We start from the raw sequence: 18,958 nt of genomic DNA, 5'->3' as shown, positions 1-18,958 counted from the left end.
TAGTGATAGCAGAGTTACTGTATATCCATACAGTAACTCACAGGGCTGGATTGATTATGTACACTTCAGGCTACGCAAATCGCTCTTCGTCGTTCTCTTCCACATCAAGCAAAATTGCGCGTGTTTCTTCAGAAAACGCGACCGCTGGGCTTATCAGTGAAGTAGTCTATCGCGAGGACCAGCCCATGATGACGCAACTGCTGCTTTTACCCCTGCTTCAGCAGTTAGGACAGCAATCGCGCTGGCAGCTCTGGCTTACGCCTCAGCAAAAACTGAGCCGGGAGTGGGTGCAATCAGCAGGGCTTCCATTAACGAAAGTTATGCAAATTAGCCAACTCTCTCCCTGCCATACGCTGGAATCGATGGTACGCGCACTGCGTACCGGCAATTACAGTGTGGTTATCGGCTGGCTGACTGAAGAATTAACGGAAGATGAACATGCCGAACTGGTGAAGGCGGCTGATGAGGGTAACGCAATGGGGTTTATTATGCGTCCTGTTCGCGCTCAGCCACTTGCGGGGAGACAGCTTTCTGGCCTAAAAATTCACTCAAATTTGTATCATTAAGTAAAATTAGGATTAATCCTGGAATTTTTTTTCATGCTTTAATTTTATTTTGAGTTGTAATGAATTTTTAGCCTGAATGCCTGTCTCAAGCGGTTTTCAGGATGCTGGCAGTACAATTATTCATCCCTAAATGTTAAATATTGTGTATACAAGCCTTTTTTTTTCATATGCCTGACGGACTTCACACTTGTAAGTTTCCAACTACGTTGTAGACTTTACATCGCCAGGGGTGCTCGGCATAAGTCGCAGATATCGGTAGAGTAACTATTGAACTGGTCCCCGGGTGAAGGATTTAACCGTGTAATCTCTTTGGAGATATTCATGGCGAATTTTGGATGATAACGAGGCGCAAAAAATGAAAAAGACAGCTATCGCAATTGCAGTGGCACTGGCTGGTTTCGCTACCGTGGCGCAGGCCGCTCCGAAAGATAACACCTGGTACACTGGTGCTAAACTGGGTTGGTCTCAGTACCATGACATTGGTAACAACCAGATTAACAACGCCGGTCCTACCCACGAAAGCCAACTGGGTGCTGGTGCGTTCGGTGGTTATCAGGTTAACCCGTACGTTGGTTTTGAAATGGGTTACGACTGGTTAGGTCGTATGCCGTACAAAGGCTACACCGACGCTACTCATCAAAACGGCGCTTTCAAAGCTCAGGGCGTTCAGCTGACCGCTAAACTGGGTTACCCAATCACTGACGATCTGGACGTTTATACCCGTCTGGGTGGTATGGTTTGGCGTGCAGACGCTAAAAACAACGAAGGCTTCAAAGACCACGACACTGGCGTATCCCCAGTATTCGCTGGCGGCGTAGAGTATGCAATTACTCCTGAAATCGCTACCCGTCTGGAATACCAGTGGACCAACAACATCGGTGACGCAAACACCGTTGGTGGTCGTCCGGATAACGGCCTGCTGAGCGTTGGTGTTTCTTACCGTTTCGGTCAGGAAACTGCAGCTCCAGTAGTTGCTCCGGCTCCGGCTCCAGCTCCAGAAGTACAGACCAAGCACTTCACTCTGAAGTCTGACGTTCTGTTCAACTTCAACAAAGCAACTCTGAAACCAGAAGGCCAGCAGGCTCTGGATCAGATGTACAGCCAGCTGAGCAACCTGGATCCGAAAGACGGTTCCGTCGTGGTTCTGGGCTTCACTGACCGCATCGGTTCTGACGCTTACAACCAGGGTCTGTCTGAGAAACGTGCTCAGTCCGTTGTTGATTACCTGATCTCTAAAGGTATTCCTTCTGACAAAATCTCTGCACGTGGCATGGGCGAATCCAACCCAGTTACTGGCAACACCTGTGACAACGTGAAAGCTCGCGCTGCACTGATCGACTGCCTGGCTCCGGATCGTCGTGTTGAGATCGAAGTTAAAGGCATCAAAGACGTTGTAACTCAGCCTCAGGCTTAAGTTATCGTCTTATAAAAAACCCCGCGATGCGGGGTTTTTTTTCACCTGTTTTTCACCCGAAAAGCGCGGGTACTCAACACACTGAAATCAACATCGCGCTATTCTTTTCCCAACAGCGCCTGTAAATCCTGTTTCAATGTGGACATCTTGTTCGCGTATTTCTCTTTATGCTCGGCATCCTCAATCAACTGCACAATAGTTTCAGAAAGCGTTTTACCACGCCGCTGCGCAAGTCCTGCTAAGCGCTGCCAGACCATGAACTCCAGGTCGATAGATTTCTTACGCGTATGCTGATGTTCAGCATTAAAGTGCCGTTTACGCCTCGCCCGTATGGTTTGCTTCATACGATTTTGCAGCGCTGCATTCATGTGTTCTTCAATCCAGGCGTTCACCCGAACCGGTTCATTTTCGAGGGTTAGCAACAAATCAACGGCCTCTTCGGCAGCGCTGGCTTCCACGTAACGGGTAATCAGCTCCCCCTCACGATGCTTTTTCACCAGATACTTCCATTTCCAGCCGCTTTCAAGATTTTCAAGTTGTTGATATTTCATTGCGATCTCAATGTTACCGTGTAACTCTTATCAGAATATCAGCTTTTTGGGCATCTGAAGAAAAGAATATCCAGCCTGTGAACTGTCGCGCGTCATCGCACCCGTTTAACGGCGCATTCCGCGTGTGCAGTGCTGACGGTTACGGTATAATCTCGTTTTTTACAACAGACTAAAAAACATCAACTTTGACCATTACGAAACTTGCATGGCGTGATCTGGTTCCTGATACCGACAGTTATCAGGAAATATTTGCACAGCCGCACGTCACTGACGAAACCAACACCTTACTCAGTGATACTCAACCACGCTTACAATTTGCGCTTGAGCAGCTGCTTCAGCAGTGGGCAACGTCCTCTTTTATGCTGGTGAAAGCACCGGAAGAGCTTGAGTATCTCAATCTTATCGCCACGGCTGCGCGTACATTACACACAGATGCCGGAAGCCTGGCCGGAGGTCATTACGAGATCTCTGGTCATACCATCCGTTACCGCGCAGCGGAACAAGCAGAAGACAATTTTGCGACCTTAACTCAGGTGGTCAATGCTGACTGGGTTGAAGCCGAACAGCTGTTTGGCTGTTTGCGTCAGTTCAACGGTGAAATCACTCTGCAACCGGGACTGGTGCATCAGGCCAACGGGGGCGTACTGGTCATCTCATTACGCACATTGTTAGCTCAGCCACTGCTGTGGATGCGCCTGAAAGCTATTGTCAGCCACGAGCGCTTTGACTGGGTAGCCTTTGACGAATCCCGCCCGCTTCCTGTCTCCGTTCCTTCTATGCCGCTGAAACTGAAAGTGGTGTTAGTGGGTGAGCGTGAATCGCTGGCAGATTTCCAGGAAATGGAGCCAGAGTTAGCAGAACAGGCTATTTATAGCGAGTTTGAAGATAATTTGCAGATAGTGGATGCTGAAACCATGACCCAGTGGTGTCAATGGGTTACGCATACCGCCAAACGCAACAATCTCCCCTATCCCGCACCCGATGCCTGGCTGACATTGGTGCGTGAGGCCGTTCGTTATACCGGCGATCAGGATACGTTGCCGCTTAACCCGCTGTGGATCACCCGACAGCTCAAGGAAGTGGCTCCTCTTTGCGAAGGTGAAACCTGTAACGCTGAGCAGTTGGGTCTGATGCTGGCGCAACGGGAATGGCGCGAAGGTTTCCTCGCCGAACGTATGCAGGATGAGATCTTGCAAGAGCAGATCCTTATCGAGACCGAAGGTGAGCGTATTGGGCAAATAAACGCGCTCTCGGTCATTGAGTTTCCGGGTCATCCTCGCGCATTTGGTGAACCTTCGCGTATCAGCTGCGTCGTGCATATTGGCGATGGCGAATTTACCGATATTGAGCGCAAAGCCGAGCTGGGCGGAAATATTCATGCCAAGGGCATGATGATCATGCAAGCGTTCCTGATGTCGGAACTGCAGCTCGAGCAGCAAATCCCCTTCTCTGCCTCGCTAACTTTCGAGCAATCCTACAGCGAAGTCGATGGGGACAGCGCATCCATGGCTGAACTGTGCGCATTGATTAGCGCTCTTGCGGACGTTCCGGTAAATCAAAGCATCGCCATTACGGGTTCTGTCGATCAGTTTGGCCGTGCACAACCTGTTGGTGGTCTGAACGAGAAAATTGAAGGTTTCTTCGCCATCTGCCAGCAGCGTGAATTAACCGGTACTCAGGGCGTGATTATTCCTTCTGCCAACGTCAGGCATCTGAGCCTACAGCCAGCACTGCTACAGGCCGTTGAAGAAGAGAAATTCACAATTTGGGCGGTGGATGACGTGACCGATGCGTTGCCACTGTTGTTAAATCTGGTGTGGGATGGCGAAGGCCAGACAACGTTGATGCAAACCATCCAGGAGCGTATTGCTACGGCTACGCAACAGGAAGGTCGTCACCGTTTTCCATGGCCGCTGCGTTGGCTGAACTGGATTATTCCGAACTGATCGGACTTGTTCAGCGTACACGTGTTAGCTATCCTGCGTGCTTCAATAAAATAAGGCTTACAGAGAACATGGTAGATAAACGCGAATCCTATACAAAAGAAGACCTTCTTGCCTCTGGTCGCGGTGAGCTGTTTGGCGCAAAAGGCCCACAACTGCCTGCACCAAGCATGCTGATGATGGACCGTGTCATCAAGATGACCGAAACCGGTGGCAACTTTGACAAAGGTTTTGTTGAAGCTGAACTGGATATCAACCCGGACCTGTGGTTCTTCGGTTGCCATTTTATCGGCGATCCGGTGATGCCAGGCTGCTTGGGTCTGGATGCCATGTGGCAGCTGGTTGGATTCTATCTCGGCTGGCTGGGCGGCGAAGGTAAAGGCCGCGCACTGGGCGTGGGCGAAGTGAAATTCACCGGTCAGGTTCTGCCGACCGCGAAGAAAGTCACTTACCGCATTCACTTCAAACGTATCGTAAACCGCCGCCTGATCATGGGTCTGGCGGATGGTGAAGTGCTGGTTGATGGTCGTCTGATCTACACAGCGAACGATCTGAAAGTGGGCCTTTTCCAGGATACGTCTGCGTTCTAATAAAGGACCGCGTAGAACGCCTGAGGTTGACGCTAAAGCGTATGATCAGGCTGAATAAAAGGCGAAACCTCCGCATGCGGAGGTTTCTTTTATTTAAAGAGACAGAATCAGGCCATTAACACCCTATCCCCCATGGCTTCTCGCCAGCCTCCCAGCCAGTATGACCTTTGATTCAGCGTCTGATAGGGACACATTTCTTTTGAGCGTCCGGCGATGCCGGCCTGATATCCACGTTGATGTGCCCGTTCCAGGCGATCTCGTTTTTGTCTCTTCATGCCTCGTTTCCCTCATTTTTTGGTCTGGTGGAAAAGAAAACAGTGATTACTAAGTGTGCAATCACACTAAACGAATACCCCGAAACCTCAGACTCGTCAATGCGCAAAATTCACGCCAGTGTCATATATGTGAGCTACCCGATAAATCATTTGTACAAGAATTATGAGTCAGAACAGTTATATCAACCGAGAAAAAAATAAAAAAAACCGCCTGGGCGCTGAGCCGAAGGCGGTGGAATTTACAATTATTTAAGCTTAAGGAATGCGTTTCAGCTCTTGAGCGATAGCCGTCGCCTCCTGGCTCCAGGCGTTAGCCAAAACCTTCACCATCTCATCATAGCCATCCTGCGTCTGCACGGCTTCGATGTGGAATGGACGCTTGATCAACTGCCCCTGATGATTCAGTAACCATTCACCGCTGACAATGACTTTACCATCGTAGCGACCATGGAATCCGGTCACCGTCACGTTGAGTGTGTCCTGCGTGCTGCCCAGCGGCTGAGAGGCAACGACCCATCCAGGCAACTGTGTACTGAGGTTGGCGACAAGCGTATTGCGCAACTGTTGATCTAACGGGCTGGCCCAGAGATTACTGTTGGCAATGACGTATTTCACATCGCTGGTTTGGTACACCACGCCATTACCCGCCAGATAATCCGGTACCGCAACCTGTTCAACCCACAGCAGACGGTTACCCTGGTTGGCGGTGCTCTGTACGCCCCCCTGCGCGATGGGGAGCTGATAATAGCTTTTATTCTCCCCGTTGGAGCTGCATGACGTCAGCCAGACCGCCATCATCACCACTAGCCACTTTTTCATTATTTCGCCCTCTTCGGCTCTGGATCTTTTTTGTCCTTCGCTTCAAACACCAGCGCATTACTCTTATCGTTCAGCGTTTTCAGTACCGGTTGCAGCTCACGCAGAACCTGATCAAGACGCTGCATATCCGCCACCATCTTGTTATAGGCCGCGGAACCTGGCTGGAAGCCCTGCATGCTACGATTAAGTTCACGCAGCGTGTTCTGCATATCTGCCGGCAGTTGCTGCATCGACTGGCTACCGGTTATTTTATTCATGTTATCCAGCGTGGTTTGCAGATGCTTCATCGTGCGCTGGCTTTCAGAAAGCGTAGTGGTCGCCTGCACGATCATCGGATTCAGTGGTAGATTATTAATCTTATCCAGTGCTTCCATCAAACGCTGCTGTATCTGCGCCAGGCCACTGCTCACGGTCGGGATAATTTGATAACCATTAAATTCGCGTACGCCCGTAATCGGTGGTTCTTTCGGGTAGAAATCGAGATCGACATACAGCGCGCCGGTTACCAGGTTCCCCGTTTTCAATGATCCTCGCAGTCCGCGTTTGAGCAACTCGGCCAGGTGGGCACCCACATCGGTGTCTTCACCCAACTGTGCCTTCAGGCGTTCAGGTTCAATACGCACCAGCACCGGAATACGGTAATCATCATTGAAGACCTGACGCATATTCGGTGCAAAGAAAGGCACCTTACTGACCGTACCGAGGCGAATACCGCGGAACTCCAGCGGCGCGCCGGGCTGCAATCCTCGAATCGAATCCTTGAAGAACATCAGGTAATCAATGTGTTCCGTATATAGCGAGTCCTGAATACTTTTTTGATCGTCATAGAGGCTAAACGAAGACTGTTGTGCGACCGGCTGGCCTTGTTCTAAACCTTCAGGCACATCAAAACTGACCCCGCCGCCGAACAACGTGGTAAGTGACCCCATCTCCACGCGCATCCCCGCCGAGGTGAGATCTACGGCAATGCCGCTATCTTTCCAGAAACGTACGTTACTGGTGACCAGGCGATCGTTAGGCGCATTGATGAAGAGCTGATAGCTGATTGAGCGTTTTTGCGCATCAAAAGTGCTAGTCTCAACTGACCCCACGCGATACCCGCGGAACAACACCGGGTCCCCCGGGCTGAGCTGGCCAGCTTTTTTGCTGTCCAAAATCACGCGGATCCCCTTCGCATCTGGCGGCGCCAGCGGTGGAGAGTCCAGCAGTTGATAATTGGTGAGCTGGCTGCCTTTGTTCCCCGGCTGCAGTTCAATATAAGCCCCGGACAACAGCGTGCCTAAGCCGCTGATACCCTCACGTCCTACCTGCGGCTTCACCACCCAAAAGACCGAGTCTTTATGCAGCAGCTTTTCCATACCAGAGTTGAGACGCGCTTTAATTTCCACATGAGTCAAATCGTCAGTCAGCGTTGCGCTCTCGACAACGCCGACATCCACACTGCGGCTCTTGATTGTTGTTTTGCCACCCTCAATACCTTCAGCATTGGTCGTAATTAACGTGACGACCGGCCCCTGATGACTGTAATGATAAAACAAGACCCATGCGCCAATGAGTGCAGTGACGATTGGGAATATCCACACAGGCGACCAGTTTTTTACCTTTTGCACTTTGGCTTCCCCACTTTTAGATTCCATGCTGTCAGGACTCCTCATGGCCTGGTTCTGGTTCACGATCCCACGACAGACGTGGATCAAACGTCATCGCAGAAAACATTGTCATAATGACGACTAAAGCAAACATCAATGCACCCATTGCAGGATAAATGTTCATTAACCCTCCCATGCGCACCAGCGCAGAGAGTACCGCAATAACAAAAACATCGATCATTGACCAACGACCGACAAATTCCACAACTTCATAAATCAGGTGCATGCGCTCGCTGTCGCGTTTGCCGTGCCCTTTGGCATCCCAGCACAGCCAGGCAATCGCGATCATTTTTAACGTCGGCACCAGAATACTGGCTATAAAGATGACAGCCGCCACCGGGTAAGAACCTTCGCTCCAGATTAAAACAACGCCTTCAATAATCGTTGACGGCAGTTTTGACCCTAACAAATCGGTAATCATGATCGGCATAATATTGGCGGGCAGATAAAGCATGATCGAGGTGAACAGGAGTGCCAGCGTCCATTGCAGACTGTTTTTACGACGCACGTAACCCGTTGTCTGACAGCGCGGGCAGACCGGTTCATCAGCGGGAAGGATCGCGGTACAACAAGAGCATGAACGTAGCCCTTGTCGGATACCGGGAACGCCGGGTTTTAAGACCTGCTTAACCTCCGGCATAGGGGCGATATCATCCCAGAGCCAGCGACGATCGACACACTGAAAAGCGCGCAGCTGGAGGACACAAAACAGGCACCACGGTATGAAGCTGCTGCCCACACCGATGTCGCCATAGGCCATCAGTTTAACAAAGCTTACCAGCACGCCTGCGAGGAAGATTTCTGCCATTCCCCAGCTTTTTAACTGAAACAGAATACGCGCCAGCCACGCTTTGAGTCGCCAGGGCATCTCAGCCCGGTTCACCAGCAGTAAGATGGTGAACAAGCAAAAAGCGGGAACCAACTGTACGAATAATAAAAAGAAGGTACCGAGGCTGGCGTAGTCTTCCGAAAACAGCACACCGGGAATTTCCAGCAACGTCACTTCGCTGCTTACCCCAGCGACATTCATGTTCACAAAAGGGAAGAGGTTAGATAAAAGCAGCATAAACAATGCTGCAATAACATAAGCGGTAGGACGCTGCCTTGGCGCGTCCCACGCAACGGTTAATGTCGTGCCACATCTCGGACATGCCGCTTTCTGACCATGCGTAAGGCTCGGTAATGCCACCAGCATGTCACACTGCGAGCACAAAATATGCTTCGCGGCATGGTGATGTTCGCACATATGCGCTCCTTTAATTATGCGCCATTCTTTAAAGACTCAAGATACTCCCAGCGCTCAAAGGCTTGCTCAAGTTCTTGTTCTGCGTTACTCAGATCAGCCAGCACCTGCTGTGTTTGCTCATGCGGCTGACTGAAAAAGGCGGCGTCAGCAACCTGAGCCTGTAACGTTTCCAGTTTAGCTTCCAGCTCTTCGAGCTGTTGAGGGAGCAGCTCCAGTTCGCGCTGTAGTTTATAGCTTAGTTTGCTGGTACCGCGTTTTACAATTTCTGCTTTAGGGGCCGCTACGTCCTCTGTTTTTTTCGCGACTGGCTGTTTAAACGCTACATATTGTGACTGCTGCTCACGCGCATCGTGGTAACCGCCGACATAACGACCAATTTTGCCGCCGCCTTCGAAAATCCAACACTCGGTAACCGTGTTATCAACAAACTGACGATCGTGGCTGACCAGCAAAACGGTGCCCTGATAACCATCAATCAGCTCTTCGAGCAGTTCCAGCGTTTCGACGTCGAGATCGTTCGTTGGTTCATCGAGAATCAACAGATTGCTGGGTTTCAGAAAAAGACGTGCCAGCAACAGACGGTTGCGTTCTCCGCCAGAGAGCGCACGCACCGGTGTCATCGCCCGTTTAGGGTGGAACAGGAAGTCCTGAAGGTAGCCCAGCACGTGGCGCGGTTTACCGTTGACCATCACCTCCTGCTTACCTTCCGCCAGGTTATCCATGACGGTTTTATCCGGATCCAGCTCCGCACGGTGCTGGTCAAAATAGGCCACTTCCAGCTTCGTACCAACATGGATACGCCCGCTATCGGCCTGTAGCTGACCTAACATCAGCTTGATCAACGTTGTTTTACCGCAGCCGTTAGGTCCAATTAACGCAATTTTGTCACTACGTTGTACCTGCGCCGAGAAGTCTTTCACCAGCTGTTTACCGTTAATCTGGTAGTCAACATTCTCCATTTCAAAGACGATTTTGCCCGAGCGGCTCGCCTCTTCAACCTGCATCTTCGCGGTACCCATCACTTCACGGCGATCGCCACGCTCCCGACGCATCGCTTTCAGTGCACGCACACGGCCTTCGTTACGGGTACGACGCGCTTTGATGCCCTGGCGGATCCAGACTTCTTCCTGCGCCAGTTTGCGATCAAACTCCGCATTCTGTAACTCTTCTACCCGCAGCGCTTCTTCTTTCTCCAGCAGGTACTGATCGTAGTTCCCTGGATAGGTCACCAGCTTACCGCGATCGAGATCGACAATACGTGTTGCCATATTGCGAATAAACGAACGGTCGTGGGAAATGAAAATGATCGTTCCGTTGAAGGTTTTCAGAAACCCCTCCAGCCAGTCGATGGTTTCAATATCCAGGTGGTTCGTCGGTTCATCCAGCAACAATACGCGCGGATTGCTGACTAACGCTCGGCCAAGCGCCGCTTTACGCAGCCAGCCGCCGGACAGCGATGCCAGCTCCATATCGGCTTCGAGGCCAAGCTGTTCCAGTACTTCATTAATACGGTTTTCCAGCTGCCACAGATTGTGGTGATCCAGCAGTTCCTGAACCTTCGCCAGTTCCTGCAGGTTTTTATCACTCGGATCGGTGATCACCAGATGCGAGATATCGTGGTAACGCTTGAGGTAAACCGCCTGTTCTGCAATCCCTTCGGCGACGAAATCGTAGACGCTACCCTGCACGTTGCGCGGCGGATCCTGCTGCAGACGCGACACAACCAGATCCTGCTCATAAATAATACGCCCGTCGTCAAGACCCTGCTCACGGTTGAGGATCTTCATCAGCGTCGATTTGCCCGCGCCATTACGACCCACCAGGCAGACGCGCTCGTTATCTTCGATATGCAGTTCAGCATTATCAAGAAGCGGTGCATCGCTGAACGACAGCCATGCACCATGCATACTGATTAATGACATTTATTTTTCCTTTCAGGCTGCGGTAATCAGCCAGCAGTTGTGGATCTGACGGTTACGGGCAAAGTCCTGGGAAAGCGTTTTTTGGGTGATTTCTTGTGCTTTCAATCCCAGTGCAGCCAGACCGTCGAGATCCATACGGAATCCACGTTTGTTGTTGGAGAACATGATCGTGCCGTCTTTACGCAGCAGACGTTTCAGATCTTTCAGCAACGCCAGGTGATCGCGCTGCACGTCAAATGAGTCTTCCATACGTTTAGAGTTAGAGAAGGTCGGCGGATCGATGAAAATCAGATCAAACTGTTCATTGGCTTCGCGCAGCCAGCCCAGGCAGTCAGCCTGAATTAAACGGTGCGCACGACCGCTCAGCCCGTTGAGTCGCAGGTTACGTTCCGCCCACTCAAGATAAGTGCGAGACATATCGACCGTGGTGGTGCTGCGTGCACCGCCGAGCCCGGCATGTACGCTGGCGCTACCGGTATAAGAGAACAGATTGAGGAAATCTTTACCCTTACTCATCTGGCCCAGCATTCGGCGTGCAATACGGTGGTCCAGGAACAGACCGGTATCAAGATAGTCGGTCAGGTTAACCCACAGGCGCGCGTTATACTCGCTAACCTCAATGAATTCACCCTTCTCATTCATCTTCTGATACTGGTTTTTCCCTTTCTGCCGTTCACGGGTTTTCAGCACCAGTTTATTCGGCGCGATCTCCAGCACTGACAGCGTAGCGGCAATAATGTCGAACAGACGCTGGCGAGCCTTCTGGGCATCAACCGTCTTCGGTGGTGCGTATTCCTGAACCACGATCCAGTCGCCGTAGCGGTCGACCGCGACGTTGTATTCCGGCAGGTCAGCATCGTACAAACGATAGCATTCAATACCTTCCTGGCGCGCCCATTTTTCCAGCTTCTTAATATTTTTACGCAGACGGTTGGCATAGTCTTCCGCCACCGTTGCAGGTTTGCTGTCGGCGGTCGTTTCTGCAACGTGATAGTTTTTCTGTACGCAGTCCAGCGGGCCGTTTTTGGCTTTAAACTGCTTATCAGCACGTAATTGCAGGCTGCTGAGCAAATCAGGAGAGGCGCTGAACAGCGACAGGTTCCAGCCGCCAAACTGGTTTTTCATCGTGCGTCCCAACAGGCTATGCAGGGCGATCAGCGCCGGCTCGCTATCCAGACGTTCACCGTATGGCGGGTTGCTGATAACCGTACCATACGGTCCTTTCGGTAGCGGATTGCTCAGTTTCGCCACATCTTTGACGTCAAACGTCACCAGATCGGCAATGCCTGCGCGGCGGGCATTACTGCGCGCTTTTTCAATCACCCGGGCATCACTATCGGAGCCGTAGAAATGCGACGTATAGTCCGCCAGCCCTTTGCGCGCACGAACCTGAGCTTCCGCTTTAACTTCTTGCCAGACGGCTTCATCATGCTGCGCCCAGCCGTTAAAACCCCAGTAGCCACGGTGCAGGCCTGGTGCACGATCGGTTGCCCACATCGCGGCCTCAATCAGCAGCGTACCGGAACCACACATCGGATCGAGCAGCGGTGTGCCCGGCTGCCAGGCGGAACGCATCACGATGGCTGCAGCCAGCGTTTCTTTAATCGGCGCCTGACCGGCGCGATCGCGATAACCGCGCTGATGCAGACCATCGCCGCTCAGATCGAGGGCTATGCTGGCGGTATCTTTGTTCAGCCAGACGTTGATGCGCAGATCCGGGGATTCTCGATCCACATTCGGACGCGCCATATTTTTACGCGTAAAGGCATCGACAATTGCATCCTTTACTTTTAATGCGCCGTACTGGCTGTTGCGAATGGTTTCGTTCAGGCCGCTAAAATGCACAGCAAACGTCGCACCAGGATTAAATATCTCTGTCCAGTCGATTGCCTGAACGCCGAGGTACAGATCAAGATCGCTATAGACCTTGCACTCTCCCATCGGCAGGATAATGCGCGAGGCCAGGCGGCTCCACATCAGGCTCTGGTAAACAAGCCGCGTGTCGCCCTTAAAATGGACCCCACCCTGAACCACCTGGCACTCCGCGGCACCGAGGTTTTCCAGTTCAGTTTTTAACAGCTCTTCCAGCCCACGGGCCGTACTGGCAAACAGAGAATTCATAATGTCACTTTTACTCCAATAAAATTGCTGCGCATTATAGCTAATCTCACGCCCTTGTCATAAAGTTGAAGGCTTATTTTCATTCGAGGGACTGTACAGTGGTAACGTTAACCCGACTTTTTGTTCATCCGGTTAAATCAATGCGTGGTATTGGGCTAACGCACGCCCTGGCAGACGTGAGTGGTCTGGCCTTTGATCGCATCTTTATGGTTACCGAACCCGACGGAACGTTCATCACTGCCCGGCAGTTCCCACAGATGGTTCGTTTTACCCCTTCCCCGTTGCACGATGGGTTGCACTTAACTGCGCCCGACGGCAGCAGCGCGCTGGTCCGCTTTGCCGACTTCGCCACCCAGGATGCGCCAACGGAAGTCTGGGGAAACCACTTTACGGCGCGTATTGCGCCTGCGGCGATCAATCAGTGGCTCAGCGGCTTTTTCTCCCGTGATGTGCAGTTGCGCTGGGTTGGTCCACAGTTGACGCGTCGGGTAAAGCGCCATAATGGCGTACCGCTCTCGTTCGCTGATGGCTTTCCTTATCTTCTGACTAACGAAGCGTCGCTGCGCGATGTGCAACAGCGCTGCCCGGCCAGTATCAAAATGGAGCAGTTTCGCCCCAATCTGGTAGTCACCGGGGCCGCCGCGTGGGAAGAGGACACCTGGAAGGTGATTCGTATCGGCGAGGTCATTTTTGATGTGGCGAAACCCTGTAGCCGCTGTATTTTCACTACCGTCAGCCCTGAAAAAGGCCAAAAGCACCCGTCCGGCGAGCCGCTGGCCACGCTGCAAACCTTCCGCACTGCGGCGGATAACGGCGATGTCGATTTCGGTCAGAATCTGATTGCCCGCAACAGCGGCGTGATCCGCGTTGGCGATGAGGTTGAAATTCTGGCAACCGGGCCCGCCAGAGCGTACGGCGCGGCGGAATCTGATGATACCGTCGCCGCGCAGCAGCAACCTGATGCCAGCGTACTTATTGACTGGCAGGGACAAACCTTTCGCGGAAATAATCAGCAGGTGTTACTGGAGCAACTGGAAAATCAGGGGATCCGGGTTCCCTACTCTTGCCGGGCGGGGATCTGCGGATGCTGCCGGATTCGGTTGGTAGAAGGCGAAGTCAGCCCGCTGAAAAAATCAGCGATTGGCGATGACGGGACGATTCTTTGCTGCAGCTGTGTGCCAAAGACAGCAGTCAGGCTGGAGAGTTAAACGGCTTGCTCAAGGCTGAAACTGTCGACAGGGAGTTGCGGTTTCAGTCTGTCATTCATGATTTTAATGGCATCGCCAAGCTGCATGGTGCGCCCGGCAATAACTACTCCCGGCTGTGCCAGCAGACACAGGGCCGCATTTTCACCCGGCTCAACCACTAACAGATTAACCTGTTCTTCGGTATCGCTTAAATATACGCAGGCAGCATCACCCACTGCCGGTGACCAGTTGATGGTGTGTGCCACAAAGTGCCAGCTTTTTGGCATTTGCGGTTTCAGATATCGAATAGCCACCAGCGCATTGAGCACCAGCTCCGCTTTCTGTTCTTTGACTAAATCCAGGTCGCGGCACTTTTCTTCAAAAGAAAAATAAAGCGCAGCATCATCAACACAAAAACCGGACGGAGAGAATGCATCAGGAGTGAGCATTTTGCGCGCAAAACGCGAGCGAAATAACATGCCATTGGCTAAATCGAGCATCATACGATCGTGCTCTTCATCATAATACCAGCGCCAGTTATCGTCGGGTTTAATTCGCATCAGTATCTCTCCATTCCTAAATCATCGTCGTTACGACAGTATCCTTTTGCCGCTTCGTTTATTGCCCTAATAATAAAAGCTCAGAATGTTTAAATAAGCAACAGTAAAGGAATATAAAACAACCAGGGCAAGAAATAAAGCCCTGGTTTGTGATTAAGGTCGTATTCAGATATTGGTGATGATTTCTTTAATCAACGGCGGGCCTTTAAAAATAAAGCCGGAATAAATCTGAATCAGGGAAGCCCCTGCGGCTATTTTCTCACGCGCAGCGATGACTGAGTCGATACCGCCAACCCCGATAATCGGCAATTGTCCTTTTAATTCCCGGGACAACATGCGAATAACTTCGGTGCTTTTTAATTGTAACGGTCGACCGCTCAGACCACCCATTTGATCGCAATTTTTCATTCCCTGTACCAGGGAGCGATCGAGCGTAGTGTTTGTGGCAATTACACCATCAATATTATGACGAACTAAACTGTCGGCGACCTGGATCAGTTCTTCTTCAGAAAGATCCGGGGCGATCTTTACCGCCACCGGAACATATTTATGGTGGATCGCTTGCAGATCATTTTGCTTATTTTTAATTGCCGTTAGCAGATCGTCCAGCGCTTCGCCGTATTGTAGCGTGCGTAACCCTGGGGTATTTGGTGAGGAGATATTAACCGCAATATAACCGGCATAAGCGTAGACTTTTTCCATACAAATCAGATAGTCATCTTTGCCATTCTCTACCGGGGTGTCTTTGTTCTTACCTATATTGATCCCCAGAATACCGTCAAAATGCGATTTTTTAACGTTTTCGACCAGGTTATCAACACCCAGGTTATTGAAGCCCATGCGGTTGATCAACCCTTCTGCGTCAACCAGACGGAACAGACGCGGCTTATCGTTACCCGGTTGAGGACGCGGCGTCACGGTGCCTATCTCAATCGAGCCGAATCCCATTGCACCGAGTGCATCAATGCACTCCCCATCTTTATCCAGCCCGGCGGCAAGACCGAGCGGGTTTTTAAACGTCAGCCCCATGCAGGTAACCGGTTTTGCCGGTACTTTCTGGCGGACAAGCGCTTCGAGCGGCGTGCCCGTAATGCGACGTAATTGCTGGAATGTCAATTCATGAGCGCGCTCTGGATCGAGCTGAAAAAGGGCTTTACGAACGAAGGGGTAGTACATGAACTCTCCTGGATTCCCGGTGTGCAAACCGGGGGCGTATTATGTGCGATCGCGAACAAAAAGGGAATTGACCTGCGGCAATAAAAAGCAAACGTTTTCTTTCCGGTCCTCGTTTTATGCATTTTTCAGCTTTTCTATCCCGCATAAATCATTTCGATAAACAAAACCTCTCTGCCAGACTGCACAAATTGTTATCAATGTTAAATAAAAACGAACAATTGGTTATAAGGAGAGATTGTCAATATGCGCGTTATCACTCTGGCAGGCAGCCCACGCTTCCCCTCTCGCTCCAGCGCCTTACTGGAATATGCACGAGAAAAACTGAACGGGCAGGATGTCGACATCTATCACTGGAATCTGCACAATTTTGAGCCCGACGATCTGATCTATGCACGCTTCGACAGCCCGGCACTGAAGACGTTTATCGAACAACTGCAGGCCGCCGACGGACTGATTGTCGCCACGCCGGTCTACAAAGCGGCCTATTCCGGCGCATTGAAAACCTTGCTCGATCTACTCCCTGAACGCGCGCTGGAGGGCAAAGTGGTATTGCCGCTGGCGACCGGTGGCACCGTGGCACATTTGCTGGCCGTCGATTACGCCCTGAAACCCGTCCTCAGCGCACTGAAGGCTCAGGAAATCCTGCACGGCGTTTTCGCCGATGATTCGCAGGTCATTGATTATCAGCATAAGCCGCAATTTACGCCGAACCTGCAACTGCGCCTGGACAGTGCGCTCGACACCTTCTGGCAGGCTTTGCAGCGCCGCGATATCCAGCTTTTGCACTTGAATGCCCTGAGAGGTGCCGCCCATGCTTAATTTACTTAAACGTCATACCCCGTGGCTGGCGCTGACCGGACTACTGTCTTTGTCGACGCAAGTTCACGCCGCAGATGCCGCGCCAGGCACTCTGCGCATTGGCTATCAGAAAGGGAGCGTCAGCATGGTGCTGGCTAAAAGCCATCAGTTGTTGGAAAAACGCTACCCGCAGACAAAAATATCATGGATTGAGTTTCCTGCCGGGCCGCAAATGCTGGAGGCGCTAAATATCGGCAGCATCGATCTGGGCAGCACCGGTGATATTCCACCGATTTTTGCCCAGGCAGCCGGGGCCGATCTGGTTTACGTTGGCGTTGAGCCGCCCAAACCGAAGGCCGAGGTGATTCTGGTACCAAAAAATAGCCCGATCCAAAACGTCGCGCAGCTTAAAGGACATAAAGTCGCTTTCCAGAAAGGGTCCAGCGCCCACAATTTACTGCTCCGTGCGCTGCAACAGGCCGGGCTGAAATTTACCGATATTCAACCGACGTATCTGACTCCGGCCGATGCGCGGGCGGCCTTCCAGCAAGGAAACGTTGATGCGTGGGCAATTTGGGACCCATACTACTCCGCCGCGTTGCTGCAAGGTGACGTACGCGTGTTGAAAGACGGTACCGACCTCAAACAGACCGGTTCGTTTTACCTCGCCGCGCGCCCTTATGCCGAGAAAAACAGCGCTTTTGTTCTGGGCGTGTTAGACACCTTTAGCCAGGCCGATGCCTTAACCCTCAGTCAACGTCAGCAGAGCATCTCCCTGCTGGCTAAAACCATGGGGCTGCCTGAGCCGGTGATTGCAGCCTATCTGGACCATCGCCCGCCAACCACCATTACCCCCGTCAGCGCCTCTGTTGCCGCACTGCAGCAACAAACCGCCAATCTGTTTTATGACAACCGGTTGTTGCCGAAAAAAATCGATATTCGCCAGCGTATCTGGCAGCCCACTCAACAGGCAGGAGCAAAATTATGAGTCTGAATATGTTCTGGTTTTTACCCACGCACGGTGACGGTCATTATCTGGGGACAGAGGAAGGTTCACGCTCGGTCGATCACGGCTATCTGCAACAAATCGCCCAAACGGCCGATCGTCTGGGGTTTACCGGCGTCCTGATCCCAACCGGTCGCTCTTGCGAAGATGCCTGGCTGGTGGCGGCCTCCATGATCCCGGTCACCCGGCGGTTAAAATTTTTGGTCGCGCTGCGCCCCAGCGTAACGTCGCCTACGGTTGCGGCGCGCCAGGCCGCAACGCTCGACAGACTGTCCAACGGCCGCGCGCTGTTTAACCTGGTGACGGGCAGCGATCCGCAGGAGCTGGCGGGCGATGGCGTATTCCTCGATCACACCGAACGTTATGCAGCCTCCGCTGAATTCACTCAGGTATGGCGGCGCCTGCTGCAAGGCGAAACGGTGGATTTCAACGGTAAGCACGTCCACGTCCGTGGGGCAAAACTCTTTTTCCCGCCTGTGCAACAGCCCCACCCTCCGCTGTACTTCGGCGGTTCCTCCGACGTGGCGCAGGATCTTGCCGCCGAGCAGGTTGATCTCTATCTGACCTGGGGTGAGCCGCCTGAACAGGTAAAAGAGAAGATTGAACAGGTGCGGGCCAAAGCGGCGGCGCTCGGGCGCAAGATCCGCTTTGGTATTCGCCTGCACGTGATTGTGCGCGAAACTACCGCAGAGGCGTGGCAGGCAGCGGATCGCCTGATTGCCCATCTGGATGACGACACCATTGCCAAAGCCCAGGCCGCCTTCGCAAGAACCGACTCTGTGGGTCAGCAGCGAATGGCGGCGCTGCACAACGGCAGGCGCGACCGACTGGAAATTAGCCCGAACCTGTGGGCTGGCGTAGGACTGGTGCGCGGCGGAGCCGGTACGGCGCTGGTCGGGGACGGTCCTACGGTCGCGGCTCGGATTAACGAGTATGCCGCGCTGGGTATCGACAGCTTTGTGCTGTCCGGGTATCCGCATCTGGAAGAGGCGTACAAAGTCGGTGAGCTGTTGTTCCCGCATCTGGATGTCGCAATACCAGAAATTCCGCAGCCGCAGCGCCTGCATCAACAAGGCGAGGCGGTGGCGAACGAATTTATCCCACGTAAAGTCGCGCAAAGCTGAGGAGCCCGATG

At 52.3% G+C, this 18,958-nt stretch carries 17 protein-coding genes; 8 read left to right on the top strand and 9 right to left on the bottom strand.

Going from position 1 to position 18,958, the window contains the following annotated elements; translation table 11 throughout:
* The first annotated feature begins 56 nt into the window (after positions 1-56).
* The gene (gene sulA / locus JQ822_RS03260; RefSeq protein ID WP_213132257.1) at positions 57-566 is read left to right on the top strand and encodes an SOS-induced cell division inhibitor SulA; all 510 of its coding nucleotides are present in this window, start codon (positions 57-59) and stop codon (positions 564-566) included.
* A gap of 355 nt (positions 567-921) precedes the next feature.
* On the top strand, positions 922-1,980 hold the full coding sequence (gene ompA, locus JQ822_RS03255; RefSeq protein WP_213132256.1) for a porin OmpA: 1,059 nt from the start codon (positions 922-924) through the stop codon (positions 1,978-1,980).
* A gap of 98 nt (positions 1,981-2,078) precedes the next feature.
* Here the strand turns inward: ompA and matP are convergent, their stop codons facing one another.
* A complete protein-coding gene (matP, locus tag JQ822_RS03250) occupies positions 2,079-2,531 on the bottom strand; it encodes a macrodomain Ter protein MatP (RefSeq protein WP_213132255.1) in 453 nt (150 codons plus the stop codon).
* Between the two features lie 185 nt (positions 2,532-2,716).
* Here matP and JQ822_RS03245 point away from each other — a divergent pair, with 185 nt between their 5' ends.
* Both JQ822_RS03245 and fabA read left to right on the top strand, forming a co-directional pair.
* Positions 2,717-4,477: an AAA family ATPase gene (locus JQ822_RS03245; RefSeq protein ID WP_213132254.1), complete on the top strand. Its 1,761-nt coding sequence runs from the start codon at positions 2,717-2,719 to the stop codon at positions 4,475-4,477.
* A gap of 68 nt (positions 4,478-4,545) precedes the next feature.
* A complete protein-coding gene (gene fabA, locus JQ822_RS03240) occupies positions 4,546-5,064 on the top strand; it encodes a bifunctional 3-hydroxydecanoyl-ACP dehydratase/trans-2-decenoyl-ACP isomerase (RefSeq protein WP_135322474.1) in 519 nt (172 codons plus the stop codon).
* Between the two features lie 107 nt (positions 5,065-5,171).
* On the opposite strand, the gene rmf is transcribed toward fabA, so the two are convergent.
* From rmf to rlmKL, 6 genes are all read right to left on the bottom strand, one after another.
* Positions 5,172-5,339 (bottom strand): ribosome modulation factor, encoded by a 168-nt coding sequence (gene rmf / locus JQ822_RS03235; protein WP_003035871.1) that lies wholly within the window; start codon positions 5,337-5,339, stop codon positions 5,172-5,174.
* Between the two features lie 255 nt (positions 5,340-5,594).
* A complete protein-coding gene (gene pqiC / locus JQ822_RS03230) occupies positions 5,595-6,158 on the bottom strand; it encodes a membrane integrity-associated transporter subunit PqiC (protein WP_135322476.1) in 564 nt (187 codons plus the stop codon).
* Entirely contained in the window at positions 6,158-7,795 is a 1,638-nt protein-coding gene (gene pqiB, locus JQ822_RS03225; RefSeq protein WP_213132253.1) for an intermembrane transport protein PqiB, read from the bottom strand. The genes pqiC and pqiB overlap by 1 nt, the downstream gene beginning before the upstream one ends.
* Before the next feature lie 4 nt (positions 7,796-7,799).
* Entirely contained in the window at positions 7,800-9,053 is a 1,254-nt protein-coding gene (gene pqiA, locus JQ822_RS03220; protein ID WP_196209199.1) for a membrane integrity-associated transporter subunit PqiA, read from the bottom strand.
* A 14-nt stretch (positions 9,054-9,067) separates the two neighbouring features.
* Complete coding sequence (locus JQ822_RS03215; protein ID WP_213132252.1) at positions 9,068-10,975, bottom strand: ABC transporter ATP-binding protein; 1,908 nt, start codon at positions 10,973-10,975, stop codon at positions 9,068-9,070.
* Positions 10,976-10,987: 12 nt separating this feature from the next.
* Entirely contained in the window at positions 10,988-13,096 is a 2,109-nt protein-coding gene (gene rlmKL / locus JQ822_RS03210) for a bifunctional 23S rRNA (guanine(2069)-N(7))-methyltransferase RlmK/23S rRNA (guanine(2445)-N(2))-methyltransferase RlmL (protein ID WP_213132251.1), read from the bottom strand.
* 98 nt (positions 13,097-13,194) lie between these two features.
* On the opposite strand from rlmKL, the gene JQ822_RS03205 reads away from it, so the two are divergent.
* Positions 13,195-14,304: a YcbX family protein gene (locus JQ822_RS03205; RefSeq protein WP_213132250.1), complete on the top strand. Its 1,110-nt coding sequence runs from the start codon at positions 13,195-13,197 to the stop codon at positions 14,302-14,304.
* On the opposite strand, the gene zapC is transcribed toward JQ822_RS03205, so the two are convergent.
* A complete protein-coding gene (gene zapC / locus JQ822_RS03200) occupies positions 14,301-14,843 on the bottom strand; it encodes a cell division protein ZapC (RefSeq protein WP_213132249.1) in 543 nt (180 codons plus the stop codon). The two genes, JQ822_RS03205 and zapC, sit on opposite strands and share 4 nt — an antisense overlap.
* Positions 14,844-15,008: 165 nt before the next feature.
* Complete coding sequence (pyrD, locus tag JQ822_RS03195) at positions 15,009-16,019, bottom strand: quinone-dependent dihydroorotate dehydrogenase (protein ID WP_213132248.1); 1,011 nt, start codon at positions 16,017-16,019, stop codon at positions 15,009-15,011.
* A 243-nt stretch (positions 16,020-16,262) separates the two neighbouring features.
* On the opposite strand from pyrD, the gene ssuE reads away from it, so the two are divergent.
* The 3 genes from ssuE to ssuD are packed head-to-tail and all read left to right on the top strand — an operon-like array spanning position 16,263 to position 18,947.
* Positions 16,263-16,838, top strand: coding sequence for an NADPH-dependent FMN reductase (gene ssuE / locus JQ822_RS03190; RefSeq protein WP_213132247.1), 576 nt, complete (start codon positions 16,263-16,265; stop codon positions 16,836-16,838).
* The gene (locus tag JQ822_RS03185) at positions 16,831-17,805 is read left to right on the top strand and encodes a sulfonate ABC transporter substrate-binding protein (RefSeq protein WP_213132246.1); all 975 of its coding nucleotides are present in this window, start codon (positions 16,831-16,833) and stop codon (positions 17,803-17,805) included. The genes ssuE and JQ822_RS03185 overlap by 8 nt, the downstream gene beginning before the upstream one ends.
* A complete protein-coding gene (gene ssuD, locus JQ822_RS03180; protein ID WP_213132245.1) occupies positions 17,802-18,947 on the top strand; it encodes an FMNH2-dependent alkanesulfonate monooxygenase in 1,146 nt (381 codons plus the stop codon). The genes JQ822_RS03185 and ssuD overlap by 4 nt, the downstream gene beginning before the upstream one ends.
* The last annotated feature ends 11 nt before the right edge of the window (positions 18,948-18,958 follow it).

Source organism: Citrobacter sp. FP75, from assembly GCF_018342065.1.
In the GTDB taxonomy this organism is placed as follows: Bacteria; Pseudomonadota; Gammaproteobacteria; order Enterobacterales; family Enterobacteriaceae; genus Citrobacter.
This window is presented reverse-complemented; position numbering and strand designations above follow the sequence as displayed.

Excerpts from the sequence above, each read along its gene's own strand:
- rlmKL (WP_213132251.1), bottom strand. The coding sequence starts at position 13,096 with ATGAATTCTCTGTTTGCCAGTACGGCCCGTGGGCTGGAAGAGCTGTTA.
- matP (WP_213132255.1), bottom strand. The coding sequence starts at position 2,531 with ATGAAATATCAACAACTTGAAAATCTTGAAAGCGGCTGGAAATGGAAG.
- sulA (WP_213132257.1), top strand. The coding sequence starts at position 57 with ATGTACACTTCAGGCTACGCAAATCGCTCTTCGTCGTTCTCTTCCACA.
- fabA (WP_135322474.1), top strand. The coding sequence starts at position 4,546 with ATGGTAGATAAACGCGAATCCTATACAAAAGAAGACCTTCTTGCCTCT.
- JQ822_RS03215 (WP_213132252.1), bottom strand. The coding sequence starts at position 10,975 with ATGTCATTAATCAGTATGCATGGTGCATGGCTGTCGTTCAGCGATGCA.
- ompA (WP_213132256.1), top strand. The coding sequence starts at position 922 with ATGAAAAAGACAGCTATCGCAATTGCAGTGGCACTGGCTGGTTTCGCT.
- ssuE (WP_213132247.1), top strand. The coding sequence starts at position 16,263 with ATGCGCGTTATCACTCTGGCAGGCAGCCCACGCTTCCCCTCTCGCTCC.
- zapC (WP_213132249.1), bottom strand. The coding sequence starts at position 14,843 with ATGCGAATTAAACCCGACGATAACTGGCGCTGGTATTATGATGAAGAG.
- pyrD (WP_213132248.1), bottom strand. The coding sequence starts at position 16,019 with ATGTACTACCCCTTCGTTCGTAAAGCCCTTTTTCAGCTCGATCCAGAG.
- ssuD (WP_213132245.1), top strand. The coding sequence starts at position 17,802 with ATGAGTCTGAATATGTTCTGGTTTTTACCCACGCACGGTGACGGTCAT.
- pqiC (WP_135322476.1), bottom strand. The coding sequence starts at position 6,158 with ATGAAAAAGTGGCTAGTGGTGATGATGGCGGTCTGGCTGACGTCATGC.
- rmf (WP_003035871.1), bottom strand. The coding sequence starts at position 5,339 with ATGAAGAGACAAAAACGAGATCGCCTGGAACGGGCACATCAACGTGGA.
- pqiB (WP_213132253.1), bottom strand. The coding sequence starts at position 7,795 with ATGGAATCTAAAAGTGGGGAAGCCAAAGTGCAAAAGGTAAAAAACTGG.
- JQ822_RS03185 (WP_213132246.1), top strand. The coding sequence starts at position 16,831 with ATGCTTAATTTACTTAAACGTCATACCCCGTGGCTGGCGCTGACCGGA.
- pqiA (WP_196209199.1), bottom strand. The coding sequence starts at position 9,053 with ATGTGCGAACATCACCATGCCGCGAAGCATATTTTGTGCTCGCAGTGT.